At 71.8% G+C, this 14,208-nt stretch carries 11 protein-coding genes; 5 read left to right on the forward strand and 6 right to left on the reverse strand.

The window, feature by feature from the left end; translation table 11 throughout:
* Positions 1-279 precede the first annotated feature (279 nt).
* Both ACZ7DY_RS20715 and ACZ7DY_RS20720 read left to right on the forward strand, forming a co-directional pair.
* The gene (locus tag ACZ7DY_RS20715; RefSeq protein WP_471137321.1) at positions 280-1,506 is read left to right on the forward strand and encodes a thiolase family protein; all 1,227 of its coding nucleotides are present in this window, start codon (positions 280-282) and stop codon (positions 1,504-1,506) included.
* Positions 1,503-3,635 carry a 3-hydroxyacyl-CoA dehydrogenase NAD-binding domain-containing protein gene (locus ACZ7DY_RS20720; protein WP_471137323.1) on the forward strand — a complete coding sequence of 711 codons (2,133 nt, stop codon included), beginning with the start codon at positions 1,503-1,505 and terminating at the stop codon, positions 3,633-3,635. The genes ACZ7DY_RS20715 and ACZ7DY_RS20720 overlap by 4 nt, the downstream gene beginning before the upstream one ends.
* Before the next feature lie 87 nt (positions 3,636-3,722).
* Here the strand turns inward: ACZ7DY_RS20720 and ACZ7DY_RS20725 are convergent, their stop codons facing one another.
* Positions 3,723-4,802, reverse strand: a complete 1,080-nt coding sequence (locus ACZ7DY_RS20725; RefSeq protein WP_471137325.1) for a PLL family lectin — start codon at positions 4,800-4,802, stop codon at positions 3,723-3,725.
* A 67-nt stretch (positions 4,803-4,869) separates the two neighbouring features.
* Between ACZ7DY_RS20725 and ACZ7DY_RS20730 the strand changes: the two genes are divergently transcribed.
* The 3 genes from ACZ7DY_RS20730 to ACZ7DY_RS20740 all read left to right on the forward strand — a co-directional run bounded on the left by ACZ7DY_RS20730 (position 4,870) and on the right by ACZ7DY_RS20740 (position 6,576).
* On the forward strand, positions 4,870-5,238 hold the full coding sequence (locus ACZ7DY_RS20730) for an NTP pyrophosphohydrolase (RefSeq protein ID WP_471137327.1): 369 nt from the start codon (positions 4,870-4,872) through the stop codon (positions 5,236-5,238).
* 127 nt (positions 5,239-5,365) lie between these two features.
* Positions 5,366-5,863 carry a hypothetical protein gene (locus ACZ7DY_RS20735; RefSeq protein ID WP_471137329.1) on the forward strand — a complete coding sequence of 166 codons (498 nt, stop codon included), beginning with the start codon at positions 5,366-5,368 and terminating at the stop codon, positions 5,861-5,863.
* Positions 5,860-6,576 (forward strand): hypothetical protein, encoded by a 717-nt coding sequence (locus tag ACZ7DY_RS20740; RefSeq protein ID WP_471137331.1) that lies wholly within the window; start codon positions 5,860-5,862, stop codon positions 6,574-6,576. The genes ACZ7DY_RS20735 and ACZ7DY_RS20740 overlap by 4 nt, the downstream gene beginning before the upstream one ends.
* A 22-nt stretch (positions 6,577-6,598) precedes the next feature.
* Here the strand turns inward: ACZ7DY_RS20740 and ACZ7DY_RS20745 are convergent, their stop codons facing one another.
* From ACZ7DY_RS20745 to ACZ7DY_RS20765, 5 genes are all read right to left on the reverse strand, one after another.
* Positions 6,599-8,092, reverse strand: coding sequence for an ArnT family glycosyltransferase (locus tag ACZ7DY_RS20745; protein WP_471137333.1), 1,494 nt, complete (start codon positions 8,090-8,092; stop codon positions 6,599-6,601).
* Positions 8,093-8,176: 84 nt separating this feature from the next.
* Positions 8,177-9,703, reverse strand: coding sequence for an amino acid permease (locus ACZ7DY_RS20750; RefSeq protein ID WP_471137335.1), 1,527 nt, complete (start codon positions 9,701-9,703; stop codon positions 8,177-8,179).
* A gap of 114 nt (positions 9,704-9,817) precedes the next feature.
* Positions 9,818-11,749 (reverse strand): 1-deoxy-D-xylulose-5-phosphate synthase, encoded by a 1,932-nt coding sequence (gene dxs, locus ACZ7DY_RS20755; RefSeq protein ID WP_471137337.1) that lies wholly within the window; start codon positions 11,747-11,749, stop codon positions 9,818-9,820.
* Between the two features lie 203 nt (positions 11,750-11,952).
* On the reverse strand, positions 11,953-13,266 hold the full coding sequence (locus ACZ7DY_RS20760) for a sugar ABC transporter permease (protein WP_471137339.1): 1,314 nt from the start codon (positions 13,264-13,266) through the stop codon (positions 11,953-11,955).
* Positions 13,263-14,063 carry an ATP-binding cassette domain-containing protein gene (locus ACZ7DY_RS20765; protein ID WP_471137717.1) on the reverse strand — a complete coding sequence of 267 codons (801 nt, stop codon included), beginning with the start codon at positions 14,061-14,063 and terminating at the stop codon, positions 13,263-13,265. Before ACZ7DY_RS20765 ends, ACZ7DY_RS20760 begins: the two co-directional genes overlap by 4 nt.
* Positions 14,064-14,208 lie beyond the last annotated feature (145 nt).

Raw genomic sequence — 14,208 nt, forward strand, 5'->3', positions numbered from 1 at the left:
CTACCGAGCCATCCGGTGCGGGGCAAACGGGTGGGTGGGTGGGAGGCAAATCCGCCGCGAAGCGGGCGGCGCCCCTACAGCGCCCCCCTGGGCACAGGGCAAACACAACACCGCTCCCGGCGCCCCAGGCACCCCCCAAGGGCCGCCCCCACAGAGTGTGACCTTCGCCTCCCCGAGGCGACCCGGGGCAGCTCTTGGCCGCATAGTTACCGACAAGTAGGGTGGGACTCGGAAAGCGCGCCGCAGGCGTGGCGCACCGCACCCTGGAGGAGAGCCATCGTGCCTCGTACCGTCAGGGACGTCGTCTTCGTGGACGGCGTCCGCACCCCGTTCGGCAAGGCGGGCCCGAAGGGCATCTACCACGAGACCCGTGCCGATGACCTCGTCGTGAAGGCCATCCGGGAGCTGCTGCGCCGCAACCCGGACCTCGACCCCGCCAAGATCGACGAGGTCGCCATCGCGGCGACCACGCAGATCGGCGACCAGGGCCTGACGATCGGCCGCACCGCCGGCATCCTCGCCGGGCTGCCGCAGTCCGTGCCCGGTTACTCGATCGACCGCATGTGCGCCGGCGCCCTGACCGCCGTGACCTCGGTCGCGGGCAGCGTCGCCTTCGGCGCGTACGACATCGCCGTCGCCGGCGGTGTCGAGCACATGGGCCGCCACCCCATGGGCGAGGGCGTCGACCCGAACCCGCGGTTCGTGAGCGAGAAGCTCGTCGACGAGTCCGCCCTGTTCATGGGCATGACCGCCGAGAACCTGCACGACCGCTACCCGAGCATCACCAAGCGGCGCGCCGACGAGTACGCCGTGCGCTCGCAGGAGAAGGCCGCCAAGGCGTACGCCGACGGCAAGATCCAGGCCGACCTCGTGCCGATCTCCGTGCGGCGCACCAACGAGGAGGCCGGCGAGACCGGTTGGGGCCTCGCCACCGCCGACGAGCCGATGCGCCCGGGGACGACCCTGGAGAGCCTCGCGGGCCTGAAGACGCCGTTCCGTACGCACGGCCGCGTCACCGCGGGCAACGCCGCCGGTCTCAACGACGGTGCCACCGCCTCGCTCATCGCGTCCGAGGAGTTCGCCCGCGAGAACGGGCTGCCGGTCAAGATGCGCCTCGTCTCGTACGCCTTCGCGGGCGTCGAGCCGGAAGTCATGGGCTACGGCCCGATCCCGGCCACGGAGAAGGCGCTCGCCAAGGCGGGTCTCTCCATCTCCGACATCGGTCTCTTCGAGATCAACGAGGCCTTCGCCGTACAGGTGCTCGCCTTCCTCGAGCACTACGGCATCGCGGACGACGACGCGCGCGTCAACCAGTACGGCGGCGCCATCGCCTTCGGCCACCCGCTCGCCTCCTCCGGCGTACGCCTGATGACGCAGCTGGCGCGGCAGTTCGAGGAGCAGCCGGAGGTCCGCTACGGCCTCACGACCATGTGCGTCGGCTTCGGCATGGGCGCCACGGTCATCTGGGAGAACCCGAACCACAAGGACGCCGGAGGCGACAAGTGAGCACCACGACCGCTGAGCTTCTGAAGGGTGCGGCCGAGCTGTTCCCCGACGAGGTCGTCACGCAGGCGCACGTGCGCCACCTCGACCTCCCCCAGGGTGCCGGGCGCTTCGCGCTCATCACGCTGGACAACGGCTTCGACCACACCAAGCCGACCACCTTCGGCCCGGGTTCGCTGGCCAACCTCAACGCCGCGATCGACCAGGTCGAGAAGGAAGCTGCCGAGGGCTCGATCGTCGGCGTCGGCGTCACCGGCAAGCCGTTCATCTTCGCCGTCGGCGCCGACCTCAAGGGCGTCGAGCTGCTCAAGCGCCACGAGGACGCGCTGGCCATCGGCAAGGGCGGCCACGAGGTCTTCAAGCGCCTCTCCGGCCTCGCCGTGCCGACCTTCGCGTACTACAACGGCGCCGCGATGGGCGGTGGCGTCGAGGTCGGTCTGCACTGCTCCTACCGCACCGTCTCCAAGGCGCTGCCCGCCTTCTCGCTGCCCGAGGTCTTCCTCGGTCTGGTGCCGGGCTGGGGCGGCTGCGCGCTGCTGCCGAACCTGATCGGCGCGGACCGCGCGGTCTCGGTCATCATCGAGAACTCGCTCAACCAGAACCGCCAGCTCAAGGGCGTGCAGGTCTTCGAGCTCGGCATCGCCGACGCGATCTTCGAGGGCGCCGACTTCCTGGAGCAGTCGCTGATCTGGACGGCCTCCGTCCTCAACGGCTCGCTCACGGTGGAGCGCCCCGAGATCGACCGCGGCGAGGCCTGGGACGCCGCCGTCGCGCGCGGCCGCTCCATCGCCGACTCCAAGGTGCACGGCGCCGCTCCGGCCGCCTACCGCGCCCTGGAGATCATCGAGGCCGCCAAGGACGGCGACCTGCAGAAGGGCTTCGACGCCGAGGACAAGGCGCTCGCCGACCTCATCATGGGCGGTGAACTGCGCGCGGGCATCTACTCGTTCAACCTCGTGCAGAAGCGCGCCAAGCGCCCCGCGGGCGCCCCGGACAAGAACCTGGCGCGCCCGGTCACCAAGGTGGGCGTCGTCGGCGCCGGCCTGATGGCCTCGCAGCTCGCCCTGCTCTTCCTGCGCCGCCTCGAAGTGCCGGTCGTGCTGACCGACATCGACCAGGAGCGCGTCGACAAGGGAGTCGGCTACGTCCACGAGGAGATCGACAAGCTCCTCCTCAAGGGCCGTATCAACCAGGACAAGGCCAACCGTCTCAAGGCGCTCGTCTCCGGCGTCCTGGACAAGGCCGAGGGCTTCTCCGACGCCGACTTCATCATCGAGGCCGTCTTCGAGGAGATCGGCGTCAAGCAGCAGGTGTTCGCCGAGGTCGAGGCCGTCGCCCCGGCGCACGCGATCCTCGCCACCAACACCTCCTCGCTCTCCGTCTCGGAGATGGCGTCGAAGCTGAAGCACCCCGAGCGGGTCGTCGGCTTCCACTTCTTCAACCCGGTCGCGATCCTGCCGCTCCTGGAGATCGTGCGCGGCGAGCGGACGGACGACGCCTCGCTGGCCACGGCCTTCGGTGTCGCCAAGAAGCTGAAGAAGACCGCGGTGCTCGTGAAGGACGCCCCGGCGTTCGTCGTGAACCGCATCCTCACCCGCTTCATGGGCGAGATCCAGAACGTCATCGACGAGGGCACCCCGGTCGCCGTCGCCGAGAAGGCCGTCGAGCCGCTCGGTCTGCCGATGTCGCCGCTGGTCCTCCTCGAGCTGGTCGGCCCGGCCATCGGCCTGCACGTCTCCGAGACCCTGAACCGCGCCTTCCCGGAGCGCTTCACCGTCTCGCCGAACCTCGCGGCCGTCGTCAAGGCCGGCAAGCGCGGCTTCTACGTGTACGACAGCGGCAAGCCGGAGCTCGACCCGGAGGTCGCCGCGCTCCTGAAGCAGGGCGACTCCGTTCTGACCGAGGAGCAGGTGCGGGACCGCGTGCTCGACGCGGTGGCGCAGGAGATCGGGCTCATGCTCGACGAGGGCGTCGTCGCCGAGGCCCAGGACATCGACCTGTGCCTGATCACCGGCGCGGGCTGGCCCTTCCACCTGGGCGGCATCACGCCGTACCTGGACCGTGAGGGCGTCAGCGAGCGGGTGAACGGCAAGCGGTTCCTCGCCCAGGGCGTGGCGAGCGTCCCCGCGTAACCCTTCGCAACGCAACGGCCGGGCCGTACGGGAGACCCTCCCGTACGGCCCGGCCGTCGTTCACCGCGCCCCGGATCCGGAGCGGGATCACACCCTGGCCCATGCCTCCAGCGCGAGGCCCGGCTCGTCCTTCTGGCGGGTGAGGCGCAGGGTGCCGTCGAGACCGATGGCGGCCATCACCATGCGGCCGCGGGCGTCGAGCGCCAACGCCGGTGCGCCGAGGCACGGTTCGCCGGTCTCGGCCCACCACAGGCCCGCCCCCTCGTCCTCCGTGGGGAACGCGGCGAGGGCCGGGCGCCCGGTGGCCGTGCGGTGGGCGAGGACCGTGCAGTCGTAGCCGTCGACGGTGGCCCGGACGGCCGCGGTGGGGCCCGTGCCGGGGGCGCCGCCGAGCGGCATGGCCGTCACGCCGCCGTCCGGGCGGTGGGCGAGGACGCCGTCGCCGAGCGTGTCGGCCGCGTAGTAGGTGAGGCGGTCGGGGCTGCTCTCCAGGAGCGTGCCGGAGCCGGGGGCGGGGGCCGGCGGGAGGTCGTCGGCGCGCAGCAGTTCGCCGCCCTGCCGCTCCTGGGCCCAGCGCAGGGTGGCCTTGTCGCCCGGGGCGAGGACCTCGACCCGGCCCGTGGACGTGGCGAGGGCGGCGATGCCGTCCAGGGTGTCGCGGACCTTGAAGTCCTTCCACCCCTCCCACTTGCCGCCCTTGCCCTCGCGGCGCATCCGGACGCTGCCCACCGCGTCCCGCACGAAGACGTGGACGGTGCCGGCCGTGTCCACCGCCGCGGCGGGGGCGCCCAGGGAGGGGGCGCGGTCGACGCGTTTGGTGTGCGGGTTGCCGAGCGAGCGCCAGTCCATGAGCGGCCGGCCCGACTGGTACTGGATGGAGTGCACGATGTCGACGACCGGCTCGCCGCCCTCGCCGGTGGCGTCCCGCCGCTCCCTGCGGCCCAGGAAGTGCACGTAGCCGTCGACTCCCTGGGCGAGGGTGAGGTACGTCAGGTCGGGCGCCTCGAAGAAGTCGGGGCCGGTCCACCCGGGGCCGGCGGGCGCGGTCTCGGTCCACCGCAGGAGGCCGCCATCGGCGCGGGCGTAGGCGGTGAGGCGGCCGTCCCGGCCACGCAGCAGCCAGCGGGCGGTGTCCGGGGCACCGGTGCTGGTGGACCTCGACGGCATGACTCGGCGCCACCCTTTCCACGATCACGGACGCACAGCGTTTTGCCTATTAGTTTACGTTTGCCGCATGAGAACTCTCGTCGTCGTCGATGCCGCCAACGTCGTCGGATCCGTGCCCGACGGATGGTGGAAGGACCGCCGCGGTGCCGCCGAGCGGCTGCGGGACTCCCTCGTCCCGTACGCCACCGACGGGCTGCCCGGTCTGCCGGGCCCGGTGGAGATCGTCCTCGTCGTCGAGGGGGCGGCCAGGGGCGTCGAGTCCGTGCCAGGCGTCCACGTCGACTCCGCGCCCGCGGAGGGCGACGACCGCATCGTGGAGGTTGCCGCGTCGGCCGCCGGGCGCCCCTGCCTCGTGGTCACCGCCGACCGGGAACTGCGCCGCAGGGTGGGCGAGTTGGGAGCCGAGTGCGCGGGCCCCCGTACCGTACGCCCCTGAACCCGACCGCCTCGCGGGGCGCGGGATCCATGACCGTCCCTGGCTCGTTCGGCCCTCTTCTCAGGTGGTGGGCTGGTCCGTAGCCTGGTGCACCGATGGTCTGTCTCCCTGCATGGGCTGAGGACACGTGGACAGTGCGAGTCTGCTTCTGATCGGCGCGGCGGGCGGAGCGATACGCGGGATCGCGCACGCGTACGACTGCATGACCGAATGGCTCGCGTGCCGCCGGGAGTTCCGGCTCGGTGAGCCGTCCGGGGCCGGCGGGCCGCCCGCGTTCGGAGCCTTCTACGACGTGGCGGGCGAGAGCATCGCGGCGGCCGTGCACACCGTGCTGGGGGCCGGGGTGGCCGTGCTCCTGGGCTCATCGGGCCAGATCAGCGGCGGCTTCGCGACCTTCGCGGCGGGGGCGTCGGCCCCCATGGTCCTCGTCCAGCTCAAGAACTCCCGCCTTGCGGACGTCATCCTCGGCGAGACGGGCGCGCCGGCGGAACCCCGGCCGCCGACGGGCGGCCCTCCGGAGGAACAGGCACCGCCCCCACCGTCCCAGGCCCGCCGGATCCTCCGTGACGCCGACCCGGCCCCCGCCCCGCGCCGGTCGCTCACGGACCGGAGCGGAGCCGAATGACCGGGCCTCCGCTGCTGCGACGGGCCGCCGCCGCCACGATCGGCGCCGACCGGCGCTCCCGCCGCGCCCGCATGCCCTCCCCCGCCCCCGAACTGCCATTGGCGCGCAGGGCCGCCGCGGCGGTCATAGGTGTCCGCACACACCGTCCGGCGGCGGCCCGTGCCGCCCACCCGGCGGCGGAGGCGGCAGCGGACGGTGCGGCGGGCGGCGGGCCGTCGTCCGCGGGCCCGCTGGTCTCGCTGGGGGCGCGGGAGGCGCCCGCCGCCCGGGGGCGGCCGCGCCGGGGCCTCGTCCTCGCCACGGTGGCCGCCGTCCTGGCCATCGCCTTCGGCGCCTTCACGTACCACGAGGACACCTTCGTGAAAATGGAACCCCCGGCGGGCACACTGCCCCAGCAGTACGTGGGCACCTGGACGAGCACCGTGCCGGGCAAGGACGGGGACAACACGCGGACCCTCGAGATCGCGCAGGGCGAGGTGGGCGACACGGTGATGTCGCTGACGGCGGACGGGCCCGGGTACCACTGCGTGTTCAGGGCCCGGCTGGTCTCGGTCGGGCCTTCCGGGGTCCGGCTGAGCCGCTCGGTGGTGACCGTGGGCAGACCGGCCCGCTCGTGCACGCCGGGTGGTCCTTCGACGCTGACCCGAGCGGGCGCGGAGAAGCTGCGTCGCGTCGCCGGTGGGAACGCGGTGATCTACACCCGCTCGCGGTGACCGCCGCCGGAAGAGCCGCGCCTCACCGGCCCACCCGCACGTACATCACCGCTCCCCCCACCTCCAGCACCGGTTCATAGCCGACCGCGAGGATGCGGCGCAGCGAGGGCACCCGTTCCGGGGCGAACGGCTTGCCCCGGGAGTCGTCCACCACGACCGCGGGAGGGTGCCGCCTCAGCTCCTCCCGGAAGACCGGCCAGGCGCCCTCGACCGCGTACTTCTCGCCCACCTGCGGGCCGTTCCTGCCGCCGCTGTAGTTGGTGAGCAGGCCGGCCGTGAGGTAACGGCTCGCGGGCGCGCGGTCGGCCAGCCAGTACGCCTCCGGGTGCATCCCCCAGAACAGCACCCGGTCCTGCGGGCGGGTGTGCGCCCGGACCGTCTCCGCCAGGCGGGTGGCGTGCGCCAGGTCGGGGCGGGGCGCGAGCAGCCCCCAGGCGAGGAAGGCCGCGCACGCGCACCCGGAGGCGAGGACGGCGCGCACGGTCCGTTCGCGCGGCAGGATCTGCAGCGCGGCCGCGCCCAACAGGGCGATGGGCGGCATGAGTTGGAGGTAGTAGTGGCCGAAGAAGTGGAAGCCGAGGAGGACCGCGGCCACCGACGAGGCGAGCCAGAGCCACAGGTCCACCGCGCCGGTGCGGGCTACGCGCAGGACGCGTACGACCGGCGGGATGATCCCGGCGCAGGCCGCGGCGAGGATCGCCGCGTTCACCAACCCCCGTACGAGGACGTGGAGTTCGGAGCCGGTGAAGGAGGCGTAGGCGCCGGATCCGGTCACCGTCCAGAACAGGAAGCCCGCGGGGGTGGTCAGCACGGCCGCGGCCAGGACGGGCGCGCCGAAACCGGCGGCGAGGCACCACACGCCCCGCCGGGGCGCCCCGGCGCGCCACAGCAGCCAGGCGACCGGGAGGAGCACCGCCCCGCCGGTCTGCTTGGCGAGGAAGGCACAGGCCGCCGCGGCGCCCGCGCCGGCCCAGCCGCGGCGGTCCGCGCACCACATGGCGGCTGCCGTGCACGGCAGCATGAAGACCTCGAAGGTGGCGGCCTGCGCGTCCTGCGGGTTGAGGCCGACGGAGATCAGGAGGTACAGGACGCCCGCGGTGCGGCCCGCGGCGTTCCCCCAGCGGCGCCGGGCCAGCGCGACCAGGAAGACCGCCGTCAGGAGCTGCGCGGCGACGGCGAGGAGCCGCAGCGGCAGGAGCGAGTCGTCGCCGAAGAGCGCGAAGGCGCCCGCGTACAGCCAGGGCACCAGCGGCGGCTTGCGGTCGACGACCGTCTCGTAGAGGGTGCCGCCGACCGCCAACATCCGCGCCTGGACGGCGAGATAGCCCTCGTCCGGATTCCACAGCGGCCCGCGGAAGGAGGGCAGCCGGGTCACGCACGCCAGGGCGGCGAGCAGCGGCAGCAGCCGGAGCCAGTACGGGTCCCCGGCGCCCTCGCCGGGGACGTGCTCCGTGCGCGGGCCCGGTACCCGGAGGCCGGATACGGAGCGTGGTGATGCGGAGGGCGGGGCGAGCATATGGTGCACGCTATCCGGCCCCGCACCCCCCGACGGATCGGGACATACGGGGCCGGAGCGGAATGCCTGCCGAACGGCGGGTGACTACCGTGCGTCGCCGGCGTGCGGGTCGCGGACGTGCAGACGGCTGTGCGAACGCCCGTACGCGAAGTAGATGACGATGCCGAGGACCATCCAGACGCCGAATCGCAGCCAGGTCTCCGCGGGCAGGTTCAGCATCAGCCAGAGCGAGGCGAGCACCGACAGGATCGGCACGAACGGCACCAGCGGGGTGCGGAAGGCGCGCGGCAGGTCGGGGCGCTGCCTGCGGAGCAGGATGACGCCGAGGGCGACCACGACGAACGCGAACAGCGTGCCGATGTTGACCAGTTCGGCCAGTTCGTCGATGGAGGTGAAGCCCGCCACGATCGCCACGATGACGCCCAGCAGGATCGTCGAGCGGTACGGCGTGCCGAACTTGGGGTGGACCTTGGAGAAGGTCAGCGGCAGCAGTCCGTCACGGCTCATCGCGAAGAACACCCGGGTCTGGCCGAGCAGCAGGATCATGCAGACCGAGGTGAGGCCGACGGCCGCGCCGAAGCTGATCAGACCCGCCCAGAAGGGGTGCCCGACGGCCTTGAAGGCGTCGGCGAGCGGGGCGTCCGTGGAGAGCTCGGTGTACTTCTGCATGCCGGTGACGACCACGGAGACGGCGACGTAGAGGATCGTGCAGATCAGCAGCGAGCCGAGGATGCCGCGGGGCACGTCGCGCTGCGGGTTGCGGGTCTCCTCCGCGGCGGTCGCGACGATGTCGAAGCCGATGAAGGCGAAGAAGACGACGGCCGCCGCGGTGAAGATGCCCATCACGCCGAAGTCCCCCGGGGTGAACCCGAAGATCAGCTGGACCAGCGGCGCCGTGATGCCGCCGCCGCCCTCGACGTGCTTGCTCGGCGGGATGAACGGGTCGTAGTTGGCGCCGCTGATGAAGAAGGCGCCCACGAGGATGACGAGGACGACCACGGTGACCTTCACGGCGACGATGACGTTGGTGACCCGCGAGGAGAGCTTCATGCCGGCGACCAGGATGGCGGTCAGGATCAGCACGAGCACGCAGGCCAGCAGGTCGAAGCCGAAGTCTCCCTCGTGCGTGCCGCTCAGCGCCTTCGGCAGGTGCATCCCCGCGGTGTCGAGGAGCGAGCGGAGGTACCCGGACCAGCCGACCGCGACCACCGCGCAGCCGAGCGCGAGCTCCAGGATCAGGTCCCAGCCGATGATCCACGCCGGGAACTCGCCGAGCGAGGCGTACGAGAAGGTGTACGCGGAGCCGGCGACGGGCACGGTCGAGGCGAACTCGGCGTAGCAGAGCGCCGCGAGGGCGCAGACGAGTCCGGCGACGACGAAGGCGAGGGCCACCGAGGGCCCCGCCGTCTCCTTGGCGATCTTTCCGGTGAGGACGAAGATGCCGGTGCCGATGATGACACCGACGCCGAAGACCGTGAGGTCGAGGGCGGACAGCGACTTCTTGAGCGCGTGCTCCGGTTCCTCGGTGTCCTTGATGGACTGCTCGACGCTCTTCGTCCTGAAGAGACTGCTGCTCACGGGCGTACCTCCCACGCTTGTCGTCCCCGACATGATCGAGAGGGCGAGTACCCCGAAAGCTCCGGCGCGGGCCTATTCACGCGAATGGGCCGGTCCCACCACCCGTACAGGGTGCTGAAACCGGCCCGTCGGCGGTGCGTGTTGACGTCAGTCGCGGGCGGGCTCCACCGAGTCCACCGCGCTCGCCGCGGTCCGCTCGAACCGGCCGTCGAGCTTGGCGACCAGGCCCGTGACCTGCCGGGCGATGTCCGGCGCGGTCAGCCCGATCTCGGCCAGGATCTCCTTGCGGGAGGCGTGGTCGAGGAAGCGCGGCGGGATGCCGAAGTCGCGCAGCGGCACGTCGACGCCCGCGTCGCGCAGAGCCTGCGCGATGGCCGAACCGACGCCGCCCGCACGGGAGTTGTCCTCCACGGTGACGACGACGCGGTGCTTCTCGGCGAGCGGCGCCATGGCCTCGTCGACCGGCTTGACCCAGCGCGGGTCGACGACGGTCGTGGTGATGCCCTGCTTGTCCAGGAGGTCGGCGATCTCCAGGCACATCGGGGCGAGCGCGCCGACGGAGACGAGCAGCACGTCCGGCTCGGCGGTGGCCGCCTTGCGCAGCACGTCCATGGCGCCGACCTTGCCGACGGCCTTGACGGCCGGGCCGACCGCGCCCTTGGAGTAGCGCACCACGGTCGGCGCGTCGTCGACCTCGACGGCCTCGCGCAGCTGCAGGCGGACCTGATCGGCGTCGCGCGGGGCGGCGATCCGCAGGGTCGGCACGCACTGCAGGATCGACATGTCCCACATGCCGTTGTGCGAGGCGCCGTCCGTGCCGGTGACGCCCGCCCGGTCCAGGACGAAGGTGACGCCGCACCGGTGCAGCGCCACGTCCATCAGGAGCTGGTCGAAGGCGCGGTTGAGGAAGGTGGCGTAGACCGCGAAGACCGGGTGCAGGCCGCCGGTGGCGAGGCCCGCCGCCGAGACGGCCGCGTGCTGCTCGGCGATGCCGACGTCGTAGACGCGGTCGGGGAACGCCTTGGCGAACTTCTCCAGGCCGACCGGCTGGAGCATGGCGGCCGTGATGGCGACGATGTCCTCGCGCTCGTGGCCGAGCTTGACCATCTCCTCGCCGAAGACGGACGTCCAGTCCATGCCGCCGGCGGCGATGGGCAGGCCGGTGTCGGGGTGGATCGGGCCGATGCCGTGGAAGTGGTCGGCCTCGTCGTCCTCGGCGGGCTTGTAGCCGCGGCCCTTCTCGGTGAGGCAGTGCACGATGACCGGGCCGCCGAACCGCTTGGCGCGCTGCAGCGCGGACTCCAGGGCCTCGATGTCGTGGCCGTCGATCGGGCCGACGTACTTCAGGCCGAGGTCCTCGAACATGCCCTGCGGGGCGATGAAGTCCTTCAGCCCCTTCTTGGCGCCGTGCAGCGTCTCGTAGAGCGGCCTGCCGACGACCGGCGTGCGCTCCAGGAGGTCCTTGCCGCGGGCCAGGAACCGCTCGTAGCCGTCGGTGGTGCGCAGGGTGGCGAGGTGGTTGGCGAGACCGCCGATGGTCGGGGCGTACGAACGTTCGTTGTCGTTGACGACGATCACCAGGGGGCGGTCCTTGGCGGCCGCGATGTTGTTCAGCGCCTCCCAGGCCATGCCGCCCGTGAGCGCGCCGTCACCGATGACCGCGACGACGTGGTCGTCCTTGCCGCGCACCTCGTTGGCCTTGGCGAGGCCGTCGGCCCAGCCGAGGACCGTGGAGGCATGGCTGTTCTCGATCACGTCGTGGTCGGACTCGGCGCGCGAGGGGTAGCCGGAGAGGCCGCCCTTGGAGCGCAGGCCGCCGAAGTCCTGGCGGCCGGTGAGCAGCTTGTGCACGTAGCTCTGGTGGCCGGTGTCGAAGAGGACCTTGTCCTTGGGGGAGTCGAAGACGCGGTGCAGGGCGATGGTGAGCTCAACCACGCCGAGGTTGGGGCCGAGGTGGCCGCCGGTCTTGGAGACTGCGTCGACGAGGAAGCCGCGGATCTCTCCGGCCAGCTGGTTCAGCTCCTCGGGGCTGAGCCGGTCAAGATCGCGCGGTCCCGTGATGCGGGTCAGCAGCGGCACCCGTGCCTCCTTGCAGTAGAGCTGAGATGTGCGGTTCGAGCTTTGCCGGGTCTGCCGAGTCTAATGTTCCGCTACTGACGTATGCGTCCGGGAGCCGTTTTACCGGTCACACGCAGAAGCCCCGCACCCCTGAGGGGGCGCGGGGAACTGCGCGACCGGCCACGCCGGGCGCGCGGCCGAAAACCGCCCGACCAGCGCAGTGTCTAGGCGCGGCCCGCGGACTTCTGCGTACGCCGCGAGACGGAGTCGATGACCACCGCGGCGAGCAGCACCGCACCCGTGATCATGAACTGGATCTCGCTCGCCATGCCGAGCATGTTCAGGCCCTGCTGGATGGACTGGATGACCAGCATGCCGAGCAGCGCGGACCACACCTTGCCGCGGCCGCCGAAGAGGCTCGTGCCGCCGATGACCGCCGCGGCGATCACCATCATCAGCGTGTTGCCGCCGCCGAGGCTCTTCGTGGCGCCGCCCGAGAGGCTGGCGATGAAGAGGCCGCCGAAGGCGGCGAGCATGCCGGAGATCGCGAAGACGGTGATCCGGATCCGGTCGACGTTGATGCCCGCGCGGCGGGCGGCCTCGGCGTTGCCGCCGACCGCGAAGACCTGGCGGCCGAAGGTGGTGCGCCGCGCCACGAAGTCCGCGATCACCAGGACGGCGAGGAAGAGCACCAGGGCCAGCGGCAGGCCGCGGGCGCCGACCGGCTCGTTCAGCTCGTAGGCGGCGCCGCCGGCGAGGACGGCGACGACGACGGTGCGCAGCACGATCTCGCTGACCGGCCGGGAGGGCAGGCCCGCGCTCTTGCGGCGGCGGCTGTCGAGGAGCAGGGAGGCCGCGTATCCGATGATCGCGACGGCCGCGAGACCGTAGGCCGCGCCCTTCTCCGCGAAGAAGTGCCCGGTGAGGTCCTCGACGACGCTGCCCTCGGGCGTGTTGATGCTGCCCTCGCCGCCCATCAGCCAGATCTGGACGCCGCTCCAGCCGAGGAAGCCCGCGAGGGTGACCACGAAGGCCGGCACGCCGATCTTGGCGAAGAAGAAGCCGTGCAGGGCGCCGATGACCAGGCCGGTCAGGACGGCGATGAGGACCGAGAGCCAGTCGTTCATCTCATGGGTGACGCTCAGCACGGCCCAGACGGCCGCTCCCATGCCCGCCACCGAGCCGACCGAGAGGTCGATCTCGCCGAGCAGCAGGACGAAGACGATGCCGACGGCCATGATGCCGAGGCCGGAGGTGAAGACCGCGATGTTGGCGAGGCTGCTCGCGTCCAGGAAGTGCTCGTTCTTCAGCTGGAAGATGATCGCGATGAGGATCAGGCCGACGACGACGGGCAGCGAGCCGAGCTCGCCGCCGCGCATCTTCCGCTTGAACTCGGTCCAGTAGCCGGCCAGGCCCTCCTCGCGGACGAGCAGGCGCGGGTCGACGGCGGGGACCGGCGCGGCGGACGTGTCGGGCGCGGTGCCGGGGGCATCGGCCGGGTCGGCGGCGGGCTTCGTGTTCTTGGTGAGGTCGCTCACTTCGCGTCCTCCTTCGTGACCGTGGCCGAGCGCGCCTTGCGGCGGGTCACGGCGTTGTCCGTGGCGCCGGTGATGGCGGCGATGATCTCTTCGTTGCTGGTGTCGGCGACGGAGAAGGTGCCGTTGTTGCGGCCGAGCCGCAGCACCGCGACGCGGTCCGCGACGGCCTTCACGTCGGCCATGTTGTGGCTGATGAGGATCACGCCGTGGCCGCGTTCGCGCAGCCGCTCCACCAGGTCGAGGACCTGGGCGGTCTGCTCGACGCCGAGGGCCGCGGTGGGCTCGTCGAGGATGACGACCTTGGGGTCGCCGACCAGGGCGCGGGCGATGGCGACGACCTGGCGCTGGCCACCGGAGAGGGCGGCGACCGGGATGCGGACGCTGGGGATGCGGATGGAGAGGGTGTCGAGCAGCTCCTTGGCCCGCTTCTCCATCTTGATCTCGTCGAGGACGGTCGCGGTCCGCAGCTCGCTGCCGAGGAACAGGTTGGCGACGACGTCGAGGTTGTCGCAGAGGGCGAGGTCCTGGTAGACGGTGGCGACGCCGAGGTTCTGGGCGTCGTGCGGGCGGCCGATGCGGACCGGCCTGCCCTCCCACTCGATGGTGCCGTCGTCGATCGGGTGGACACCCGAGATCGTCTTGACGAGGGTGGACTTGCCGGCGCCGTTGTCGCCGACGAGGGCGACCACCTCACCGGTGTTGATTTCGAGGTCTACGTCCGTGAGCGCCTGGACGGCGCCGAACCGCTTGGAGACCCCGCGCAACGCCAGCACGGGCGTAGCGGACACGTGAATCATCTCCTTCGCCGCCTGACCGGCGGGGATGGTGGTGCAGAAGGACAGTGCCGCGAGAGCGACGCTCACCGAGGTGAACGGTGCTCTCCAGAGCGAGCTGGGCTCTCTGAGGAGAGCGCTGCTCACCAGGGAGTGCAGTACTCACTGA

Source organism: Streptomyces sp. NPDC037013 (assembly GCF_055607265.1).